Annotated in this window: 16 protein-coding genes; 1 reads left to right on the forward strand and 15 read right to left on the reverse strand. The window is 70.7% G+C overall.

Annotated elements, in window-relative coordinates:
- Positions 1 to 123: 123 nt before the first annotated feature.
- From metK to pyrR, 13 genes are all read right to left on the reverse strand, one after another.
- Positions 124 to 1,332 (reverse strand): methionine adenosyltransferase, encoded by a 1,209-nt coding sequence (metK, locus tag RBJ77_RS55030; protein ID WP_255968298.1) that lies wholly within the window; start codon positions 1,330 to 1,332, stop codon positions 124 to 126.
- 289 nt (positions 1,333 to 1,621) lie between these two features.
- Positions 1,622 to 2,830 (reverse strand): bifunctional phosphopantothenoylcysteine decarboxylase/phosphopantothenate--cysteine ligase CoaBC, encoded by a 1,209-nt coding sequence (coaBC, locus tag RBJ77_RS55035; protein WP_372351899.1) that lies wholly within the window; start codon positions 2,828 to 2,830, stop codon positions 1,622 to 1,624.
- A 117-nt stretch (positions 2,831 to 2,947) separates the two neighbouring features.
- A complete protein-coding gene (gene rpoZ, locus RBJ77_RS55040; protein ID WP_005319902.1) occupies positions 2,948 to 3,220 on the reverse strand; it encodes a DNA-directed RNA polymerase subunit omega in 273 nt (90 codons plus the stop codon).
- A 53-nt stretch (positions 3,221 to 3,273) separates the two neighbouring features.
- On the reverse strand, positions 3,274 to 3,831 hold the full coding sequence (gene gmk, locus RBJ77_RS55045) for a guanylate kinase (RefSeq protein ID WP_255968321.1): 558 nt from the start codon (positions 3,829 to 3,831) through the stop codon (positions 3,274 to 3,276).
- Positions 3,832 to 3,892: 61 nt separating this feature from the next.
- A complete protein-coding gene (locus RBJ77_RS55050; protein ID WP_026246651.1) occupies positions 3,893 to 4,216 on the reverse strand; it encodes an integration host factor in 324 nt (107 codons plus the stop codon).
- A gap of 310 nt (positions 4,217 to 4,526) precedes the next feature.
- Positions 4,527 to 5,375: an orotidine-5'-phosphate decarboxylase gene (gene pyrF / locus RBJ77_RS55055; protein WP_372351900.1), complete on the reverse strand. Its 849-nt coding sequence runs from the start codon at positions 5,373 to 5,375 to the stop codon at positions 4,527 to 4,529.
- The gene (locus tag RBJ77_RS55060; protein WP_372351901.1) at positions 5,372 to 6,475 is read right to left on the reverse strand and encodes a quinone-dependent dihydroorotate dehydrogenase; all 1,104 of its coding nucleotides are present in this window, start codon (positions 6,473 to 6,475) and stop codon (positions 5,372 to 5,374) included. The genes pyrF and RBJ77_RS55060 overlap by 4 nt, the downstream gene beginning before the upstream one ends.
- A gap of 79 nt (positions 6,476 to 6,554) precedes the next feature.
- Positions 6,555 to 9,863: a carbamoyl-phosphate synthase large subunit gene (gene carB / locus RBJ77_RS55065; protein WP_372351902.1), complete on the reverse strand. Its 3,309-nt coding sequence runs from the start codon at positions 9,861 to 9,863 to the stop codon at positions 6,555 to 6,557.
- Positions 9,856 to 10,998, reverse strand: coding sequence for a glutamine-hydrolyzing carbamoyl-phosphate synthase small subunit (carA, locus tag RBJ77_RS55070; RefSeq protein WP_372351903.1), 1,143 nt, complete (start codon positions 10,996 to 10,998; stop codon positions 9,856 to 9,858). The genes carB and carA overlap by 8 nt, the downstream gene beginning before the upstream one ends.
- Positions 10,995 to 11,567, reverse strand: a complete 573-nt coding sequence (locus RBJ77_RS55075; RefSeq protein ID WP_372351904.1) for a hypothetical protein — start codon at positions 11,565 to 11,567, stop codon at positions 10,995 to 10,997. Before RBJ77_RS55075 ends, carA begins: the two co-directional genes overlap by 4 nt.
- Positions 11,564 to 12,853, reverse strand: coding sequence for a dihydroorotase (locus RBJ77_RS55080; protein ID WP_372351905.1), 1,290 nt, complete (start codon positions 12,851 to 12,853; stop codon positions 11,564 to 11,566). Before RBJ77_RS55080 ends, RBJ77_RS55075 begins: the two co-directional genes overlap by 4 nt.
- 4 nt (positions 12,854 to 12,857) lie before the next feature.
- Positions 12,858 to 13,835, reverse strand: coding sequence for an aspartate carbamoyltransferase catalytic subunit (locus RBJ77_RS55085; protein ID WP_372351906.1), 978 nt, complete (start codon positions 13,833 to 13,835; stop codon positions 12,858 to 12,860).
- Positions 13,836 to 13,936: 101 nt separating this feature from the next.
- A complete protein-coding gene (gene pyrR / locus RBJ77_RS55090) occupies positions 13,937 to 14,509 on the reverse strand; it encodes a bifunctional pyr operon transcriptional regulator/uracil phosphoribosyltransferase PyrR (protein ID WP_255968347.1) in 573 nt (190 codons plus the stop codon).
- A 243-nt stretch (positions 14,510 to 14,752) separates the two neighbouring features.
- Between pyrR and bldD the strand changes: the two genes are divergently transcribed.
- The gene (gene bldD / locus RBJ77_RS55095) at positions 14,753 to 15,253 is read left to right on the forward strand and encodes a transcriptional regulator BldD (RefSeq protein ID WP_018534843.1); all 501 of its coding nucleotides are present in this window, start codon (positions 14,753 to 14,755) and stop codon (positions 15,251 to 15,253) included.
- A gap of 68 nt (positions 15,254 to 15,321) precedes the next feature.
- Here the strand turns inward: bldD and RBJ77_RS55100 are convergent, their stop codons facing one another.
- Complete coding sequence (locus tag RBJ77_RS55100; RefSeq protein WP_372351907.1) at positions 15,322 to 16,761, reverse strand: aspartate aminotransferase family protein; 1,440 nt, start codon at positions 16,759 to 16,761, stop codon at positions 15,322 to 15,324.
- A complete protein-coding gene (locus RBJ77_RS55105) occupies positions 16,758 to 18,146 on the reverse strand; it encodes an MFS transporter (protein ID WP_372351908.1) in 1,389 nt (462 codons plus the stop codon). The genes RBJ77_RS55100 and RBJ77_RS55105 overlap by 4 nt, the downstream gene beginning before the upstream one ends.
- Positions 18,147 to 18,199: the final 53 nt, after the last annotated feature.

Raw genomic sequence — 18,199 nt, forward strand, 5'->3', positions numbered from 1 at the left:
CCTACCAGAGGGGGCTGACATCGGGCCGGGCTGCGCACGACCGCCCGCCGCCGGGGGCGGGCGGAAAAGCGTCGGGCCCGGCCCTCCCGAAGGAGAGCCGGGCCCGGCAGCGGTCGGAGGGGACTACAGCCCCGCGGCCTTGCGCAGCGCGTCCACGCGGTCCGTCTTCTCCCACGTGAAGTCGGGCAGCGCGCGCCCGAAGTGGCCGTAGGCGGCCGTCTGGGAGTAGATCGGGCGGAGCAGGTCGAGGTCGCGGATGATCGCGGCCGGGCGGAGGTCGAAGACCTCGGTGATCGCGGCCTCGATCTTGTCCGTGTCGACCGTCGCCGTACCGAAGGTCTCGACGAAGAGACCGACCGGCTCGGCCTTGCCGATCGCGTACGCGACCTGGACCTCGCAGCGGGCGGCGAGGCCGGCGGCGACGACGTTCTTGGCGACCCAGCGCATCGCGTACGCGGCGGAGCGGTCGACCTTCGACGGGTCCTTGCCGGAGAAGGCGCCGCCACCGTGGCGGGCGTAGCCGCCGTACGTGTCGATGATGATCTTGCGGCCGGTGAGGCCGGCGTCGCCCATCGGGCCGCCGATCTCGAAGCGGCCGGTCGGGTTCACCAGGAGGCGGTAGCCCTCGGTCTCCAGCTTGATGCCGTCGTCGAGGAGCGCCTTGAGCTCGGGCTCGACCACGAACTCGCGGATGTCGGGCGCGAGGAGCGAGTCCAGGTCGATGTCCGACGCGTGCTGCGAGGAGACGACGACGGTGTCGAGGCGGACGGCCTTGTCGCCGTCGTACTCGATGGTGACCTGGGTCTTCCCGTCCGGGCGGAGGTAGGGGATCGTGCCGTTCTTGCGGACCTCGGAGAGGCGGCGCGACAGGCGGTGCGCGAGGTGGATCGGGAGCGGCATGAGCTCCGGCGTCTCGTCGCACGCGTAGCCGAACATCAGGCCCTGGTCGCCGGCGCCCTGCTTGTCGAGCTCGTCGTCGTCGCCCTCGACGCGCTTCTCGTACGCCGTGTCGACGCCCTGCGCGATGTCCGGGGACTGCGAGCCGATGGAGACCGAGACGCCGCAGGACGCGCCGTCGAAGCCCTTCTTCGACGAGTCGTAGCCGATCTCGAGGATCTTCTCGCGCACGAGCTGCGCGATCGGCGCGTACGCCTTGGTGGTGACCTCGCCGGCCACGTGCACGAGGCCCGTGGTGATCAGCGTCTCGACGGCCACGCGGGACGTGGGGTCCTCACGCAGCAGTGCGTCGAGAATGGTGTCGCTGATCTGGTCAGCGATCTTGTCGGGGTGACCCTCGGTCACGGACTCCGAGGTGAACAGGCGACGGGACACAACGCTCCCTGTGGTTGCAGCGGCTGCTGGCTGATCATTGAAGGACGGGCCGGGGGCTGCGCCTGGCATCGTCCGAGAACAGTTTATCGGTCGTGCTCGGCCGCCGGACCACGCGTCTCGCCACTTGGGAGCGCTGTGACCTGCGACACCGCATTCTCCGATACGACGATCGGTCTTCGGAAGGGTGCGGGACGCCCGAAATTCCCGCGTTTCCGGGGGTTCGAGGCACCCGAAGGGGCGAACGTGGATTTCCGTTCCCTCTGGGGTTCGATCCACGTTCGCGAAATTTTTACCGGGCCGGCAGGCGGCGCACGACCTCGTCCCAGATCTGGTCGGCGAGCGCTTCCTTCGGGCCGTACGGGACGGGGGTCTCGGTGCCGTCGGCGCCCAGGATCACGGCTTCGTTCTCCTCGGAGCCGAAGGTCTTGCGCTCCCCGACCTCGTTGACGACGAGCAGGTCGCAGCCCTTGCGGGCGAGCTTGGCGCGGCCGTTGGCGAGGACGTCGTCGGTCTCGGCGGCGAAGCCGACGACCAGCTGGCCAGGACGGGGCCGGTCGCCGGAGACCTCGGCGAGGATGTCCGGGTTGCGGACCAGCGCGATCGGCGCCGGGTCCTCGCCGTCCTTCTTCTTGATCTTGCCGGTGGCGTAGGTCTCCGGGCGGAAGTCCGCCACGGCCGCGGCCATCACGACCGCGTCGGCGTCGGCGGCCGCCTTGAGGACGGCCTCGCGCAGCTGCACGGCGGTGCCCACGTGGACGACGTCGACGCCCGCCGGGTCGGGGAGCGCCGCGTTCGCCGAGAGCAACGTCACGCGGGCGCCGCGGGCCGCGGCCGTGCGGGCCAGCGCGTAGCCCTGCTTGCCGGAGGAGCGGTTGCCGAGGAAGCGGACCGGGTCGAGGGGCTCGCGGGTGCCGCCGGCGCTGATGACGACGTGCTGCCCGGCGAGGTCCTGCGGTGCGGCGCCGCGGGCCAGGACGCGGCGTACGTACTCGAAGATCTCGGCCGGGTCGGGGAAGCGGCCCTTGCCGGTGTCCACGCCGGTCAGCCGGCCGACGGCCGGCTCGATGACGAGGGCGCCGCGACGGCGCAGCGTGGCGACGTTCTCCTGGGTGGCCGGGTGCTCCCACATCTCCGTGTGCATGGCGGGGGCGAAGACGACCGGACAGCGGGCGGTGAGCAGGGTGTTCGTCAGGAGGTCGTCGGCCAGGCCGTGGGCCGCCTTGGCGAGCATGTCGGCGGTGGCCGGGGCGACGACCACGAGGTCGGCGTGCTGGCCGATCCGGACGTGCGGGACCTCGTGGACGGAGTCCCAGACCTCGGTGGAGACCGGGTTGCCGGAGAGCGCGGACCAGGTCGCGGCGCCGACGAAGTGCAGTGCCGATTCGGTGGGCACGACGCGCACGTCGTGGCCGGACTCCGTCAGCCGACGCAGCAGTTCGCACGCCTTGTAGGCGGCGATCCCACCACTGACTCCCAGAACGACCTTCGGCTTGGACACCGGCTCTCCCCTGAATCCGCTGCGTACGAGGAAACGTACGACTCCATGACACACCACAGGCCCGGCAGTCGCGCTGCCGGGCCTGGGATGACGTGAAAACTGTCGAGACGACGTGCGTTACTGCGCCGGGCCCTCGATGGCCTCGGACGTCAGCAGACCCGCGTTGATCTCGCGAAGGGCGATCGAGAGCGGCTTCTCGTGGACGTGCGTGTCCACCAGCGGGCCGACGTACTCGAGCAGGCCCTCACCGAGCTGCGAGTAGTACGCGTTGATCTGACGCGCGCGCTTGGCGGCGTAGATGACCAGGCTGTACTTCGAGTCGGTTGCTTCGAGGAGCTCATCAATCGGCGGGTTGATGATGCCCTCGGGCGCGGTAATGGAAGAGGACACTCTCTGCCTTCCGATGGGGGCCGGAACCGGAGGGGTCCCGACTGGGGTAAAGATCAAAGAACTTTCATCAAGGCTAGCAGCTCACGCGCTACGCCCTCGACGGAGGTATTGACAAGGGTCGTGTCGAACTCCGCCTCGGCGGCCAGCTCCACCTTCGCGGCCTCGAGCCTGCGCTCGATGACCTCCGGCGCCTCGGTGCCGCGCCCGGTGAGCCGGCGGACCAGCTCGTCCCAGCTCGGCGGTGCGAGGAAGACCAGCTGCGCCTCGGGCATCGACTCGCGGACCAGGCGGGCGCCCTGGAGATCGATCTCGAGGAGGACCGGCTCGCCCGCTTCGAGGCGGTCGAGCACGGCGCGCCGGGGCGTGCCGTAGCGGTTGCCCGCGAACTCGGCCCACTCCAGGAGCTCGCCGTTGGCGATCAGCTTGTCCATCTCCTCGTCGGTGACGAAGAAGTACTGGACTCCGTGCTTCTCGCCCGGGCGCGGCTTGCGGGTCGTCGCCGACACCGAGAGCCAGACCTCGGGGTGTTCCTTGCGCATATGAGCGACGACCGTGCTCTTGCCGACTCCAGAGGGGCCGGAGAGCACGGTCAGCCGCGGACGTTCACTCATGCAGCGATTATTCCAGTTGTTCCGGAGTGCCGGGACCAGCCCTGGGGCCGGTGACCGTCACTCAGGCGCCGGTGCTGCCGAACTCGCGCTCCAGGGAGGCGATCTGATTGGAACCGAGACCGCGCACCCGGCGGGATTCGGAGATCCCGAGGCGCTCCATGATCTGCTTGGCGCGGACCTTGCCCACGCCCGGCAGGGACTCGAGGAGGGCGGAGACCTTCATCTTTCCGATGACGTCGTTCTCCTGGCCCTGCTTGATGACCTCGTGAAGGGAGGCGCCGGAGTGCTTGAGTCGATTCTTGACCTCGGCCCGCTCCCGGCGAGCCGCGGCGGCCTTTTCGAGCGCGGCTGCGCGCTGTTCAGGGGTAAGGGGCGGAAGAGCCACGCCTACGTCACCTCGGATGTCGAACTGTCGGATACGGACCGGTGAGGAACCTAGTCGCCCCACACCTGGGGAGCAACGTGCAATGCGCTTGCCCGTTCGCTCTCGTCGGAGACTAGCGGCCAAGGCCGTCCGAGTCAGCGAGAACAGCGGAAAAGTCCTGGTCAGCCTCCATCGAGTCCGACATTTAGGGCAAAACGGCGGTGAAATCGGTCAGGATTCGTACGCGAAGCCCAAGGTCGGCACGGAGTGCCACCACGCGGAAGGCGTCGAACGGCCTTCCGCGGGTGCTCCGGCAGACCTCCGAGGAGCGTCAGGCGACGCCCGCGACCGCCTCTCGCACCTCGTCCGCGAACCGGACCGCCGCGTCCCGCAGCGCGGTCACGGACGGACCGGCCTTCAGGACCCCCCGGCTGACGTTCGGCACCACGTTGCGCGCGGCCGCGCCGAACACCGTCGGGAGATCGGCGGCGGTGGCACCCTGCGCGCCGATGCCGGGCGCGAGGAGCGGCCCGTTGATGTCGAGGTCGTACGAGGAGAGATCGCCCAGCGTGGCGCCGACGACCGCGCCGAAGGAGCCCATGGGCGTCTCCCCCGCGTTCTCCCCGGCGAGGTGCGCGAGCATCGTCGCCCCGACGTTGCGGCCGTCGGCGCGCACGGCGTGCTGGACCTCGCCGCCCTCCGGGTTGGAGGTGAGGGCGAGCACGAAGAGGCCGGCGCCGGACTCGCGGGCGAGGTCGACGGCCGGCTTCAGCGAGCCGTAGCCGAGGTACGGGGACACCGTCAGGGCGTCCACGAACAGCGGGGAGTCCTTGTGCAGGTAGGTCTCCGCGTACGCGGCCATGGTCGAGCCGATGTCGCCGCGCTTGGCGTCCATGACGACGAGGGTGCCCGCCGCGCGCAGGTCGGCCACGGCCTTCTCCAGGACGGCGACGCCGCGCGAGCCGAACCGCTCGAAGAACGCCATCTGCGGCTTGACCACGGCGACCGTGTCGGCCAGCGCCTCGACGGACGTGCGCGTGAAGGACTCCAGGCCCGCGATGTCGTCGTTCAGGCCCCACGAGGACAGCAGGGCGGCGTGCGGGTCGATGCCGACGCACAGCGGACCGCGCTCGTCCATGACACGACGCAGGCGCGCACCGAAGGGTTCGAGGACAGTCATGCGGCGACCTTCTTCACATCGGCGCCGATCGCGTCGGCGAGCGTGGCGTACGGCGAGTTGTTCAGGCGGGCCGCGAGGCCCTTGTGGATCGCGCGGGCGTAGAACGGGCCCTCGTAGATGAAGGCCGAGTAGCCCTGGATGAGGGTGGCGCCGGCGAGGATGCGCTGCCAGGCGTCCTCGGCGTTCTCGATGCCGCCGACGCCCACGAGGGTGATCTTGTCCCCCACGCGCGCGTAGAGGCGCCTGAGGACCTCCAGGGAGCGTTCCTTGAGGGGAGCGCCGGAGAGGCCTCCCGTCTCGCTCACGACGTCACCACGGGTCTTCAGGCCCTCGCGGGAGATCGTCGTGTTCGTGGCGATGATGCCGTCGAGGCCGAGCTCGACGGCCAGGTCGGCGACCGCGTCGACGTCCTCGTCGGCCAGATCGGGCGCGATCTTCACCAGCAGGGGGACGCGGCGGGAGCGCACGGTGCGGTCGGCGGCCTCGCGCACGGCGGTCAGCAGCGGGCGCAGCGCCTCCGTGGCCTGGAGGTTGCGCAGACCGGGCGTGTTCGGCGACGACACGTTCACCACGAGGTAGTCGGCGAAGGCGGCGAGGCGCTCGGTGGACTTCACGTAGTCGCCGACGGCCTCGGCCTCGGGGACGACCTTGGTCTTGCCGATGTTCACGCCGACGGTGGTCCTGATCACCGGGTTGCGGGAGGCCAGTCGCGCGGCGACGGCCAGGGAGCCCTCGTTGTTGAAGCCCATGCGGTTGATGAGCGCGCGGTCCGGGACGAGCCGGAAGAGGCGCTTCTTGGGGTTGCCCGGCTGGGCCTCGCCCGTCACCGTGCCGATCTCGATGTGGTCGAAGCCGAGCATCGCCATGCCGTCGATCGCGATGGCGTTCTTGTCGAAGCCGGCGGCGAGGCCGAAGGGGCCGTGCATACGGAGGCCGAGGGCTTCCGTGCGCAGCTCCTTGTAGCGCGGCGCGAGAGCGGCCGCCACGAAGGTGCGCAGGACGGGCGTGCGGGCCGCGAGGCGGATCCAGCGGAAGGCCAGGTAGTGGGCCTTCTCGGGGTCCATGCGCTTGAAGACGAGGTTGAAGAACAGCTTGTACATGACTGACGTCCTAGTGGTGCGCGCGAGGCGGTGGGCTCATGAAGAGGGGGACACCGTTCGGTGTCCCCCTCTTGGGCTGCTAGTCGCGGGCCGCGGTCAGGTGTTCCGCGTGTTCCTGCAGTGAACGCACGCCCACGTCTCCGTGGTTGAGCGCGTCGATGCCCTGGACGGCTGCGGCGAGCGCCTGGACCGTGGTCAGGCACGGCACGGAGCGGGCCACGGCCGCCGTACGGATCTCGTAGCCGTCGAGGCGGCCGCCGGTGCCGTACGGGGTGTTGACGATCAGGTCGACGTCACCGTCGTGGATGAGCTGGACGATCGTCTTCTCGCCGTTCGGGCCCTCGCCCTCGGACTGCTTGCGCACGATCGTGGCGTTGATGCCGTTGCGCTTGAGCACCTCGGCCGTGCCGGACGTGGCGAGCAGCTCGAAGCCGTGGGCGACCAGCTCGCGCGCCGGGAAGATCATCGAGCGCTTGTCGCGGTTGGCGACCGAGATGAAGGCGCGGCCCTTGGTGGGCAGCGGCCCGTAGGCGCCGGCCTGCGACTTGGCGTACGCCGTGCCGAAGACGGAGTCGATGCCCATGACCTCGCCGGTGGAGCGCATCTCCGGGCCGAGGACCGTGTCGACGCCGCGGCCGTGGATGTCGCGGAAGCGCGACCACGGCATGACGGCCTCCTTGACGGAGATCGGCGCGTCCAGCGGCAGCGTGCCGCCGTCACCGGTCTTCGGCAGCAGGCCCTCGGCGCGCAGCTCGGCGACGGTGGCGCCCAGCGAGATGCGGGCGGCGGCCTTCGCGAGCGGCACCGCGGTCGCCTTCGAGGTGAAGGGGACGGTGCGCGAGGCGCGCGGGTTGGCCTCCAGGACGTAGAGGATGTCACCCGCCATCGCGAACTGGATGTTGATCAGGCCGCGCACGCCGACGCCCTTGGCGATGGCCTCGGTCGAGGCGCGCAGGCGCTTGATGTCGAAGCCGCCGAGCGTGATCGGGGGCAGGGCGCACGCCGAGTCGCCGGAGTGGATGCCGGCCTCCTCGATGTGCTCCATGACGCCGCCGAGGTAGAGCTCCTGGCCGTCGTAGAGCGCGTCCACGTCGATCTCGATGGCGTCGTCCAGGAAGCGGTCCACCAGGACCGGCCGGGACGGGCTGATCTCGGTCGACTCCGCGATGTACGAGGACAGCCGGGTCTCGTCGTAGACGATCTCCATGCCGCGGCCGCCGAGCACGTACGACGGGCGGACCAGGACCGGGTAGCCGATCTCGTCGGCGATGGCCTTGGCCTCGGCGAAGGTCGTCGCGGTGCCGTGCTTGGGCGCGGGCAGGCCGGCCTCGGCGAGCACGCGGCCGAAGGCGCCGCGGTCCTCGGCGGCGTGGATCGCCTCCGGGGAGGTGCCGACGACCGGCACGCCGTTGTCCTTGAGCGCCTGCGACAGGCCCAGCGGGGTCTGGCCGCCGAGCTGGACGACAACGCCCGCGACGGGCCCGGCCAGCGTCTCGGCGTGCACGATCTCCAGTACGTCTTCCAGCGTCAGCGGCTCGAAGTACAGGCGGTCGGAGGTGTCGTAGTCCGTGGAGACGGTCTCCGGGTTGCAGTTGACCATCACGGTCTCGTAGCCCGCTTCGCTGAGCGCGAAGGAGGCGTGGACGCAGGAGTAGTCGAACTCGATGCCCTGGCCGATGCGGTTCGGGCCCGAGCCCAGGATGATCACCGCGGGCTTGGTGCGCTCGGCGACCTCGGTCTCCTCGTCGTACGAGGAGTAGAAGTACGGCGTCTTGGCGGCGAACTCGGCGGCGCAGGTGTCGACCGTCTTGTAGACCGGGCGGACGCCGAGCGCGTGCCGGACCTCGCGGACGACGTCCTCGCGCAGACCGCGGATCTCGGCGATCTGGTGGTCGGAGAAGCCGTGGCGCTTGGCCTCCGCGATGAGGTCGCGGGTCAGCTCGGGGGCCTCCGCCAGCTCGTCGGCCGTCTCCTTGATCAGGAACAGCTGGTCGACGAACCACGGGTCGATCTTCGTGTAGTCGAAGACCTCTTCCGGGGTGGCGCCGGCGCGGATCGCGTCCATGACGGTGTTGATGCGTCCGTCGGTGGGGCGCACGGCGGCTTCGAGCAGCTCCTTCTTGTCGCCGGTCGCACCGACGAAGGAGAACTGCGAGCCCTTCTTCTCCAGCGAGCGCAGCGCCTTCTGGAACGCCTCGGTGAAGTTGCGGCCGATCGCCATGGCCTCGCCGACCGACTTCATGGTCGTGGTGAGGGTGGAGTCGGCCTGCGGGAACTTCTCGAACGCGAAGCGCGGGGCCTTCACGACCACGTAGTCGAGCGTCGGCTCGAAGGACGCCGGCGTCTTCTCGGTGATGTCGTTCGGGATCTCGTCCAGCGTGTAGCCGACGGCCAGCTTGGCGGCGATCTTCGCGATCGGGAAGCCGGTCGCCTTCGATGCCAGAGCGGAGGAGCGCGAGACGCGCGGGTTCATCTCGATGACGATGATGCGGCCGTCGTCCGGGTTCACCGCGAACTGGATGTTGCAGCCGCCGGTGTCGACGCCGACCTCGCGGATGATCGCGATGCCGATGTCGCGCAGCCGCTGGTACTCGCGGTCGGTGAGCGTCATCGACGGGGCGACGGTGATCGAGTCACCGGTGTGCACGCCCATCGGGTCGAAGTTCTCGATGGAGCAGACGACCACGACGTTGTCGTTCTTGTCGCGCATCAGCTCCAGCTCGTACTCCTTCCAGCCGAGGATGGACTCCTCCAGGAGCACCTCGGTGGTCGGGGAGAGCGTGAGGCCCTGGCCGGCGATGCGGCGCAGCTCCTCCTCGTCGTGCGCGAAGCCGGAACCCGCGCCGCCCATGGTGAAGGAGGGACGGACGACGACGGGGTAACCGCCGAGGGTGTCGACGCCCTTGAGGACGTCGTCCATGGAGTGGCAGATGACCGAGCGGGCGGACTCGCCGTGCCCGATCTTCTTGCGAACCTCCTCCACGACGCCCTTGAAGAGGTCGCGGTCCTCGCCCTTGTTGATCGCCTCGACGTTGGCGCCGATGAGCTCGACGCCGTACTTCTCGAGGACGCCCTGCTCGTGCATGGAGATGGCCGTGTTGAGGGCCGTCTGACCACCGAGGGTCGGCAGCAGCGCGTCGGGGCGCTCCTTGGCGATGATCTTCTCGACGAACTCGGGGGTGATCGGCTCGACGTACGTGGCGTCGGCGATCTCCGGGTCGGTCATGATCGTCGCCGGGTTGGAGTTCACGAGGATGACCCGCAGGCCCTCGGCGCGCAGGATGCGGCACGCCTGGGTGCCGGAGTAGTCGAACTCGGCGGCCTGGCCGATGACGATCGGGCCGGAGCCGATGACCAGGACGGACTGGATATCGGTGCGCTTAGGCACGCTGGCCCTCCATCAGGGAAACGAAGCGGTCGAAGAGGTACGCGGCGTCGTGCGGGCCGGCGGCCGCTTCGGGGTGGTACTGGACGGAGAAGGCCGGCTGGTCGAGCAGCTGGAGGCCTTCGACGACCTGGTCGTTCAGGCAGACGTGGGAGACCTCGGCGCGGCCGAAGGGCGTCTCACTGACCTTGTCGAGCGGCGCGTCCACGGCGAAGCCGTGGTTGTGCGCGGTGACCTCGACCTTGCCGGTGGTGCGGTCCTGCACCGGCTGGTTGATGCCGCGGTGGCCGTACTTCAGCTTGTACGTGCCGAAGCCGAGGGCGCGGCCGAGGATCTGGTTGCCGAAGCAGATGCCGAACAGCGGCGTCTTGCGGGCGAGGACCGCGGTCATCAGCGCGACCGGCCCCTCGGCGGTGGCCGGGTCGCCCGGGCCGTTGGAGAAGAACACGCCGTCGGGGTTCACGGCGTAGACGTCGTCCTCGGTGGCGGTCGCCGGGAGCACGTGCACCTCGATGCCGCGCTCGGCCATCCGGTGCGGGGTCATGCCCTTGATGCCGAGGTCGATCGCGGCGACGGTGAACCGCTTGGTGCCGACCGCCGGGACGACGTAGGTCTCCTTGGTGGCGACCTCCTCGTACAGGCTCAGGCCCTTCATGGCCGGCTGCGCCTGGACCCGGGAGACCAGGTCGGCGTCGGCCGGGAGGGTCTCGCCGGAGAAGATGCCGGAGCGCATGGAGCCGCGCTCGCGCAGGTGGCGGGTGAGGGCGCGGGTGTCGATCCCGGAGATGCCCACGATGTTCTGGGCGACCAGCTCGTCGTCGAGCGAGCGGGCGGCGCGCCAGTTCGAGGGGATGCGGGCGGGGTCGCGGACCACGTAGCCCGAGACCCAGATGCGGCTCGACTCGTCGTCCTCGTCGTTCCAGCCCGTGTTGCCGATCTGCGGGGCGGTGGCGACCACGATCTGGCGGTCGTACGACGGGTCGGTGAGGGTCTCCTGGTAGCCGGTCATGCCGGTGGAGAACACGGCCTCGCCGAAGGTCTCCCCCACGGCCCCGTAGGCGCGGCCGCGGAACACCCGGCCGTCCTCCAGGACGAGAACGGCGGGAACCTTGCTGGCTCCCCTGGTGGAGGTGGTCATCGTGCGGTGCCTTCCGTCGTGATGGTCGTGTTGATCATGTCGTTCAGTGCGGTGACCCACTCGGCCTGCTCGGCGGCGTGGTCGGACCGGAACCCGGAGTCGATCAGCTTGTCGCCGTGCGCCCAGGTGACGATCAGCAGACCGCCCTCCGTGAGGACCTTGCCGGCGATGCCCTTGTCGAGCCGGGCCTCGCGCAGCGCGTCCACGGGGACGAAGAAGTCCGTCGCCCCGGGGCGTACGACGTCCAGACCGGCATCGGTCAGGGTCAGCTCGACTCGGCTGCGGGTGCCGAGGCCGTGCGCCACGATGCGGTCGAGCCACTGCCCCGCGGTGGTGGAGCCGTGGTACCGGCCGCTCAGCTCAAGTTTCGCCGGGCCCGGCTCGCTCGGCGCGCTGGGCAGCGGCGGCAGGTCGCCCTGCAGCGTGCCGCGCCACTTCCAGCCCTGGCGCATCAGCCAGTACACGAGCGCGATGAAGAGCAGCAGACCGACGATCCAGCCGATCCGGTCGGGCCAGTCGGTCACGTCCGCCGACTTCTGTTCGGCAGCGAGGTGGAGCAGTGGAGTCACGCGAGCTTCCCGTCGGCGAGGGTGGCCTTGCCCCGCAGCCAGGTGTGGGTGACGCGCCCCGGCAGCTCACGGCCCTCGTACGGGGTGTTGCGGCTGCGGGAGGCGAAGCCCGCGGGGTCAACGTCTCCACGGTAGTCGGCGTCGACCAGGACGAGGTTCGCGGGCTCACCTGCCGAGACGGGACGTCCGTGGCCCGTGGCCTGTCCGATCTCCGCGGGCTTGACGGACATCCGGTCGGCGACGCCGGCCCAGTCGAGCAGTCCGGTCTCGACCATCGTCTGCTGCACCACCGAGAGCGCGGTCTCCAGGCCGACCATGCCCATGGCGGCGGCGGCCCACTCGCAGTCCTTGTCCTCGTGCGGGTGCGGCGCGTGGTCGGTGGCGACGATGTCGATGGTGCCGTCGGCGAGCGCCTCGCGCAGCGCCATGACGTCCTTCTCGGTGCGCAGCGGCGGGTTCACCTTGTAGACCGGGTTGTACGAGCGGACCAGCTCGTCGGTGAGGAGCAGGTGGTGCGGGGTGACCTCGGCGGTCACGTCGATGCCGCGGGACTTGGCCCAGCGCACGATCTCCACCGAGCCCGCCGTGGACAGGTGGCAGATGTGCACGCGGGAGCCGACGTGCTCGGCGAGGAGCACGTCGCGGGCGATGATCGACTCCTCGGCGACGGCCGGCCAGCCGCCCAGACCCAGCTCGGCCGAGACGGTGCCCTCGTTCATCTGGGCGCCCTCGGTGAGGCGGGGCTCCTGCGCGTGCTGGGCGACGACGCCGCCGAAGGCCTTCACGTACTCCAGGGCGCGGCGCATGATCACGGCGTCGTGGACGCACTTGCCGTCGTCGGAGAAGACGGTGACGCCGGCGGCGGACTCGTGCATGGCGCCGAGCTCGGCGAGCTTGCTGCCCTCCAGGCCGACGGTGACGGCACCGATGGGCTGCACGTCGCAGTAGCCGTGCTCCTGGCCGAGCCGGTAGACCTGCTCGACGACGCCCGCGGTGTCGGCGACGGGGAACGTGTTGGCCATGGCGAACACGGCGGTGTAGCCACCGGAGGCGGCGGCCTGCGTGCCGGTCAGGACGGTCTCGGAGTCCTCGCGGCCCGGCTCGCGCAGGTGGGTGTGCAGGTCCACGAGGCCCGGCAGGAGCACCTTGCCGTCGGCCTCGACGACCTCGTCGACGCCGTCGGCGGAGAGTCCGGCCCCGACCTCGGCGATCACGGCGCCGTCGATCAGGACGTCCTGCGCCTCGCCGCCGAGCACCTTCGCACCACGGATCAGGATCTTGCTCATGTTCTTAGTTCCCCTCGGTACGGGTGTGCGTGACGGCGGGCTCGTTGCCGCCCAGAAGCAGGTAGAGGACGGCCATCCGCGTGTGGACGCCGTTGGCGACCTGCTCGATGACGGTGCAGCGGTCGGAGTCGGCGACCTCGGCGGTGATCTCCATGCCGCGGACCATCGGGCCGGGGTGCATCACGATGGCGTGCTCGGGCATCTTCGCCATGCGCTCGCCGTCGAGGCCGTAGCGGCGGGAGTACTCGCGCTCGGTCGGGAAGAACGCGGCGCTCATGCGCTCGCGCTGGACGCGCAGCATCATCACGGCCTCGGTCTTGGGGAGCGTGGAGTCCAGGTCGTACGAGACGTCGCACGGCCAGCTCTCGACGCCGACCGGCAGCAGGGTGGGCGGCGCGACGAGGGTGACCTCGGCGCCGAGGGTGTGCAGCAGGTCCACGTTCGACCGGGCGACGCGGCTGTGCAGGATGTCGCCGACGAGCGTGACGCGCTTGCCGTCGAGGCCCTGGCCGATCCCGGCGTCCCGGCCGACGAGGCGGCGGCGCATCGTGAACGCGTCGAGCAGCGCCTGGGTGGGGTGCTGGTGGGTGCCGTCGCCCGCGTTGATCACCGGGGCGTCGATCCAGCCGGACGTGGCGAGCCGGTACGGCGCGCCGGACGCGCTGTGCCGGATGACGACGGCGTCGACGCCCATCGCCTCCAGGGTCTGCGCGGTGTCCTTCAGGGACTCGCCCTTGGAGACGCTGGAGCCCTTGGCGGCGAAGTTGATGACGTCGGCGGAGAGGCGCTTCTCGGCGGCCTCGAAGGAGATCCGGGTCCGGGTCGAGTCCTCGAAGAAGAGGTTGCAGATGGTCCGGCCGCGCAGGGCGGGCAGCTTCTTGATGGGCCGGTCCGCGACGCGGGCCATCTCCTCGGCGGTGTCGAGGATGAGCACGGCGTCGTCGCGGGTGAGGTCGGCGGCCGAGATGAGGTGTCGCATCATCTGGGGAGCTCCGTAGAAAAGTTCAGGAGATTCAGGACATACGGGCGCGCGAGGGCACACCTACGCGGCCGTACGGACGTACGCGTACGGCTGGAGGGGTGCTACTGCTCGGCCGCCGTGGCGTCCGGCTTGGCACCGAGCAGCACGGCGTCGCGGCCGTCCTCCTCGGCGAGCTGGACCTTGACCGTCTCCCGCAGCGACGTGGGGAGGTTCTTGCCGACGTAGTCGGCACGGATGGGAAGTTCGCGGTGGCCGCGGTCGACGAGGACCGCGAGCTGCACGGCGCGCGGGCGCCCGATGTCGTTCAGGGCGTCCAGCGCGGCACGGATGGTGCGACCGGAGAAGAGCACGTCGTCGACGAGGACGACCAGGCGGCCGTCGATGCCGTCGCCGGGGATCTCGGTGCGGGCGAGCGCGCGCGGCGGGTGCATCCGCAGGTCGTCGCGGTACATCGTGATGTCGAGGGAACCGCAGGGGATCTTGCGTCCCGTGACGTCCTCGAGCTTCTCGGCCAGGCGGCGGGCGAGGAAGACGCCCCGCGTGGGAATGCCCAGGAGGACCACGTCCTCGGCGCCCTTGGCGCGCTCGACGATCTCGTGGGCGATGCGGGTCAGTACCCGCTCGATGTCCGGGCCCTCGAGTACGGGCCTGGCATCGGACTGCTGCGTGTCCATATGAAACGGACCTCCTTCTCCGCCTCACGGGACGGACCTTAAAGGACGTCGGAATTGCGCCAACCAGACTACCAGCCCCACAACATCGCTGATCACCACCCTGGAGGTGCGAGAACGCCGGATTCACGAGAAGGTCGGTACGGACCATTCGGCTTGACGCGGCCAAGTAACGCTGCGTAACCTCACAGTGAGTTACCAGCCACGCGGCGGAGCCGCACATTGATGCAGTGTCCGGGGAGCTATATGTCCAGCGAATACGCCAAACAGCTCGGGGCCAAGCTCCGTGCGATCCGTACCCAGCAGGGCCTTTCCCTCCACGGTGTCGAGGAGAAGTCCCAGGGACGCTGGAAGGCGGTCGTGGTCGGGTCGTACGAGCGCGGTGACCGTGCCGTGACCGTGCAGCGCCTTGCCGAGCTGGCGGACTTCTACGGCGTGCCGGTGCAGGAGCTGCTGCCGGGGACGACCCCGGGCGGCGCCGCCGAGCCCCCGCCGAAGCTGGTCCTGGACCTGGAGCGCCTGGCCCACGTGCCGCCGGAGAAGGCGGGCCCGCTGCAGCGCTATGCCGCCACGATCCAGTCGCAGCGCGGTGACTACAACGGCAAGGTGCTGTCGATCCGCCAGGACGACCTGCGCACGCTCGCCGTCATCTACGACCAGTCGCCCTCGGTCCTGACCGAGCAGCTGATCAGCTGGGGCGTTCTCGACGCGGACGCGCGGCGTGCGGTGGCGCACGACGAGGCCTGATCAGGGCTGGTACAGCAGAAACGTCACATCCGAGGGGCGGAGCCGTCACGGCTCCGCCCCTCGGGCGTTCAGCGGGACCGGTAGAGCCGGCCGATGACCTCGGGCAGCAGCCGCTCGCTCAGCTTCGGCGGCAGCACCTGCAGCACGGCGAGCACCGGCGCCATCCGATCCGGCAGCCGGCCGCCCTCCCCCACGCCGGCGAGGGTGAGGGCCACCTCGATCTCCTCGGGGCTCAGCCCGTCCGGGTCGAGCGAGGCCGCGGCCCCCACCACCTCCGGGTCGACGACCACGGGTCCGGCCGCCCGCGCCCGCCCCACCGCCTTCTCCAGTTCGGCCAGCAGCTGCCGAACGGACTCCTCGCCCGCCACGGCCGCGGTCACCGTGAGGTGCAGATTGGCCGGCGACGGGCCGAAGGCGGGCTGCGGCTGCAGGTACCAGCCGCTCTCCCGGATCTCGTCGGCGACCACGAACACGTCGAGCTCGGGGTCGTCGGACGCGACGGCCAGCAGGGACGCCTCGGGCCGCGCGAGCAGCCGGAGCCCCTCGATCCGGTCGATGCCGTGGGCGAGGGCCCGGGTCGTCCGGTGGACGCGCGTCGACAACGCGGTGTAACCCTCGGTCCCGACGCGCTCGGTCACCGCCCACGCCGCCGCGAGCGGTCCGGCCGGTTTGGTGCCCTGGAGCGTGGAGTTGACGACGGGGTAACCGGGCCAGGAGGCGTGCGCGAACCAGCCGTGGCGGCGCAGGTCCGCGTCCCGGAAGAGCAGCAGTGAGGCCCCCTTCGGGGTGTACGCGTATTTGTGGAGGTCCACGGAGAGGGACGTCACGCCCGGGACGGCGAGATCGAACTCCGGGATGCGCGGCGCGTCCTGGGCGTCCGCCCTGCGCAGGTGTCCCAGGTACCAGCCGCCGATGCACGCGTCGACGTGGCAGAGGATCCCGCGCCGCGCCGCCTCCGCCGCCACCTCGGCGACCGGGTCGATGACGCCGTGGGCGTACGAGGGGGCGGAGACGACGACCAGGGCGGTGCGGTCGGTGAGCGCGGCGGCCATGTCGGCCGGGCGCACCTTGAAGGTCTCCGGGTCGACGGGGACATTCACCACGGTGAGGCCGAAGAGCTCGGCGGCCTTGTGGAAGGCGGCGTGGGCGGTCTGCGGCAGCACCAGTTCGGGCGCGGTCACCCCGCGGGTCCGCCGGGCGTGCTGACGCGCCGTCAGCACGGCGAGGAGGCAGCTCTCGGTGCCGCCGCTGGTGAAGGTGCCCGCGGTTCCGCCCAGCAGCGCGGTCGCCCGGCGCACCAGGTCGTTCTCCAGCTCGACGACGCTCGGGAACGCCGTCATGTCGAGCCCGTTGACCCCGCCGAAGGCGGCCTGCGCGGCGTTCGCCAGCTCGTCGAGGCCCTCGAGACCCGAGTCGTACACGTAGGCCATGGTGCGGCCGCCGTGCACGGGCAGGTCACCGGCGCGCAGCGCGGCGAGCCGCGCCAGGATCGGGTCGTCGGTCGTCATACGGACTCCTCGTCTCGCGGAGCGGTGCGGGCGATGGACTCGTCGCGCAACCGGGTCAGTTCGGCCTCGGTGAGGCGGTAGCGGGCCAGCAGCGGCAGGCTGATCAGCAACAGCAGGGCGGGCAGCGCGCCGAAGCCGACCACGATCGCGGTCAGTGCCGAGTCTGGCTGAGCGACCCGGTGGTCCGCGTCGGAAGAGACGAAGTCACCGAGCGCGAGCACGAGACCGAACAGGCCGGGCCCCAGGGCGAGTCCGAGCGTCTCGCCCGCGGTCCACAGGCCGGTGAAGACGCCTGCCCTGCGCCGTCCGCTGGTGTAGGCGTCGGCCGCGACGGCGTCGCCGAGCATCGCCATCGGCAGCATCTGCATGCCCGCGTACCCGATGCCGGCCAGGGCCACGGCACCGTAGACCAGCACGGCCGGCAGCTCGCGCCCGGCGGCCGCGCCCAGCGCCCCCAGCAGGAAGCACAGGGAAGCCCCGACCGCCGCGTTCCGCTTGCCCGTGCGCCGTCCGACCGCGAGCCAGAGCGGCATGGCGAGCAGCGACGGGACGATCAGGCACACGAAGAGCAGGGTCGTGGCGCTCGGGCGGTCGAGGATGTACGTCGCGAAGTACTGGGTGCCCGCGAGCATCAGGCCGGTCGCGGCGGCCTGCACGACGAAGGCGCCGAGCAGCCAGGCGAAGGGCGCGTTGCCGCGGGCGGCGCGCAGCTGGGCGCGCAGGCTCGGCTCGCTCGTCGTCCGGACGACGCTGCGGGTCCCCGCCGTCGCGGCGACGGCGGCGAGCATCCCGGCGGCGAGCAGGGCGCCGATCACCACGCCCATCAGCCGGTAGCCGCCGGCGCTCCCCCGGTCCTCGCCGGAGGCGCCCGCGAGCAGCGGCGCGACGGCCCCGGACAGCAGGATGGCGACGGCGAGGAACGCCACCCGCCAGGACATGACGCGGGCCCGCTCGTCCGGATCGGCGGTGAGTTCCGCGGGCAGCGCGACGTAGGGCACCTGGAAGCAGGCGTACGCGGACGCGGTGAGCAGGAAGAGGACGGCGACGTAGCCGGCGGCGGCCCCGCCGTCGAGGCCCGCGGGCGCGGCGAACATGGCCGCGAAGCAGACCGGCATGGTGACGCCGCCGAGCAGCATCCAGGAGCGCCGGGGCCCCCACCGTCCGCCCGTGCTGCGGTCGGAGAGGCTGCCTATCCAGGGGTTGAGCAGTACGTCCCACGCCTTGGGCAGGAAGACGAGGAGGCCGGCGAGGCCCGCGCCGACCCCGAGCACGTCGGTGAGGTAGTAGAGCAGGAGCAGGCCGGGGACGGTGCCGAAGGTGCCGGTGGCGAAGGAGCCGAGGCCGTAGCCGACGCGCACCTTGACCGGAAGACCTGTTGGGGACATGGCCAGAACTTAGTGATGATCCCCGGGAACGCACCAGGCCCGAAGCAGAACAT

The organism is Streptomyces sp. KL116D (assembly GCF_030766975.1).
In the GTDB taxonomy this organism is placed as follows: Bacteria; Actinomycetota; Actinomycetes; order Streptomycetales; family Streptomycetaceae; genus Streptomyces; species Streptomyces longispororuber_A.

Excerpts from the sequence above, each read along its gene's own strand:
- gmk (WP_255968321.1), bottom strand. The coding sequence starts at position 3,831 with ATGAGTGAACGTCCGCGGCTGACCGTGCTCTCCGGCCCCTCTGGAGTC.
- pyrF (WP_372351900.1), bottom strand. The coding sequence starts at position 5,375 with ATGACTGTCCTCGAACCCTTCGGTGCGCGCCTGCGTCGTGTCATGGAC.
- RBJ77_RS55060 (WP_372351901.1), bottom strand. The coding sequence starts at position 6,475 with ATGTACAAGCTGTTCTTCAACCTCGTCTTCAAGCGCATGGACCCCGAG.
- carA (WP_372351903.1), bottom strand. The coding sequence starts at position 10,998 with ATGACCACCTCCACCAGGGGAGCCAGCAAGGTTCCCGCCGTTCTCGTC.
- RBJ77_RS55080 (WP_372351905.1), bottom strand. The coding sequence starts at position 12,853 with ATGAGCAAGATCCTGATCCGTGGTGCGAAGGTGCTCGGCGGCGAGGCG.
- RBJ77_RS55085 (WP_372351906.1), bottom strand. The coding sequence starts at position 13,835 with ATGATGCGACACCTCATCTCGGCCGCCGACCTCACCCGCGACGACGCC.
- pyrR (WP_255968347.1), bottom strand. The coding sequence starts at position 14,509 with ATGGACACGCAGCAGTCCGATGCCAGGCCCGTACTCGAGGGCCCGGAC.
- bldD (WP_018534843.1), top strand. The coding sequence starts at position 14,753 with ATGTCCAGCGAATACGCCAAACAGCTCGGGGCCAAGCTCCGTGCGATC.
- RBJ77_RS55100 (WP_372351907.1), bottom strand. The coding sequence starts at position 16,761 with ATGACGACCGACGACCCGATCCTGGCGCGGCTCGCCGCGCTGCGCGCC.
- RBJ77_RS55105 (WP_372351908.1), bottom strand. The coding sequence starts at position 18,146 with ATGTCCCCAACAGGTCTTCCGGTCAAGGTGCGCGTCGGCTACGGCCTC.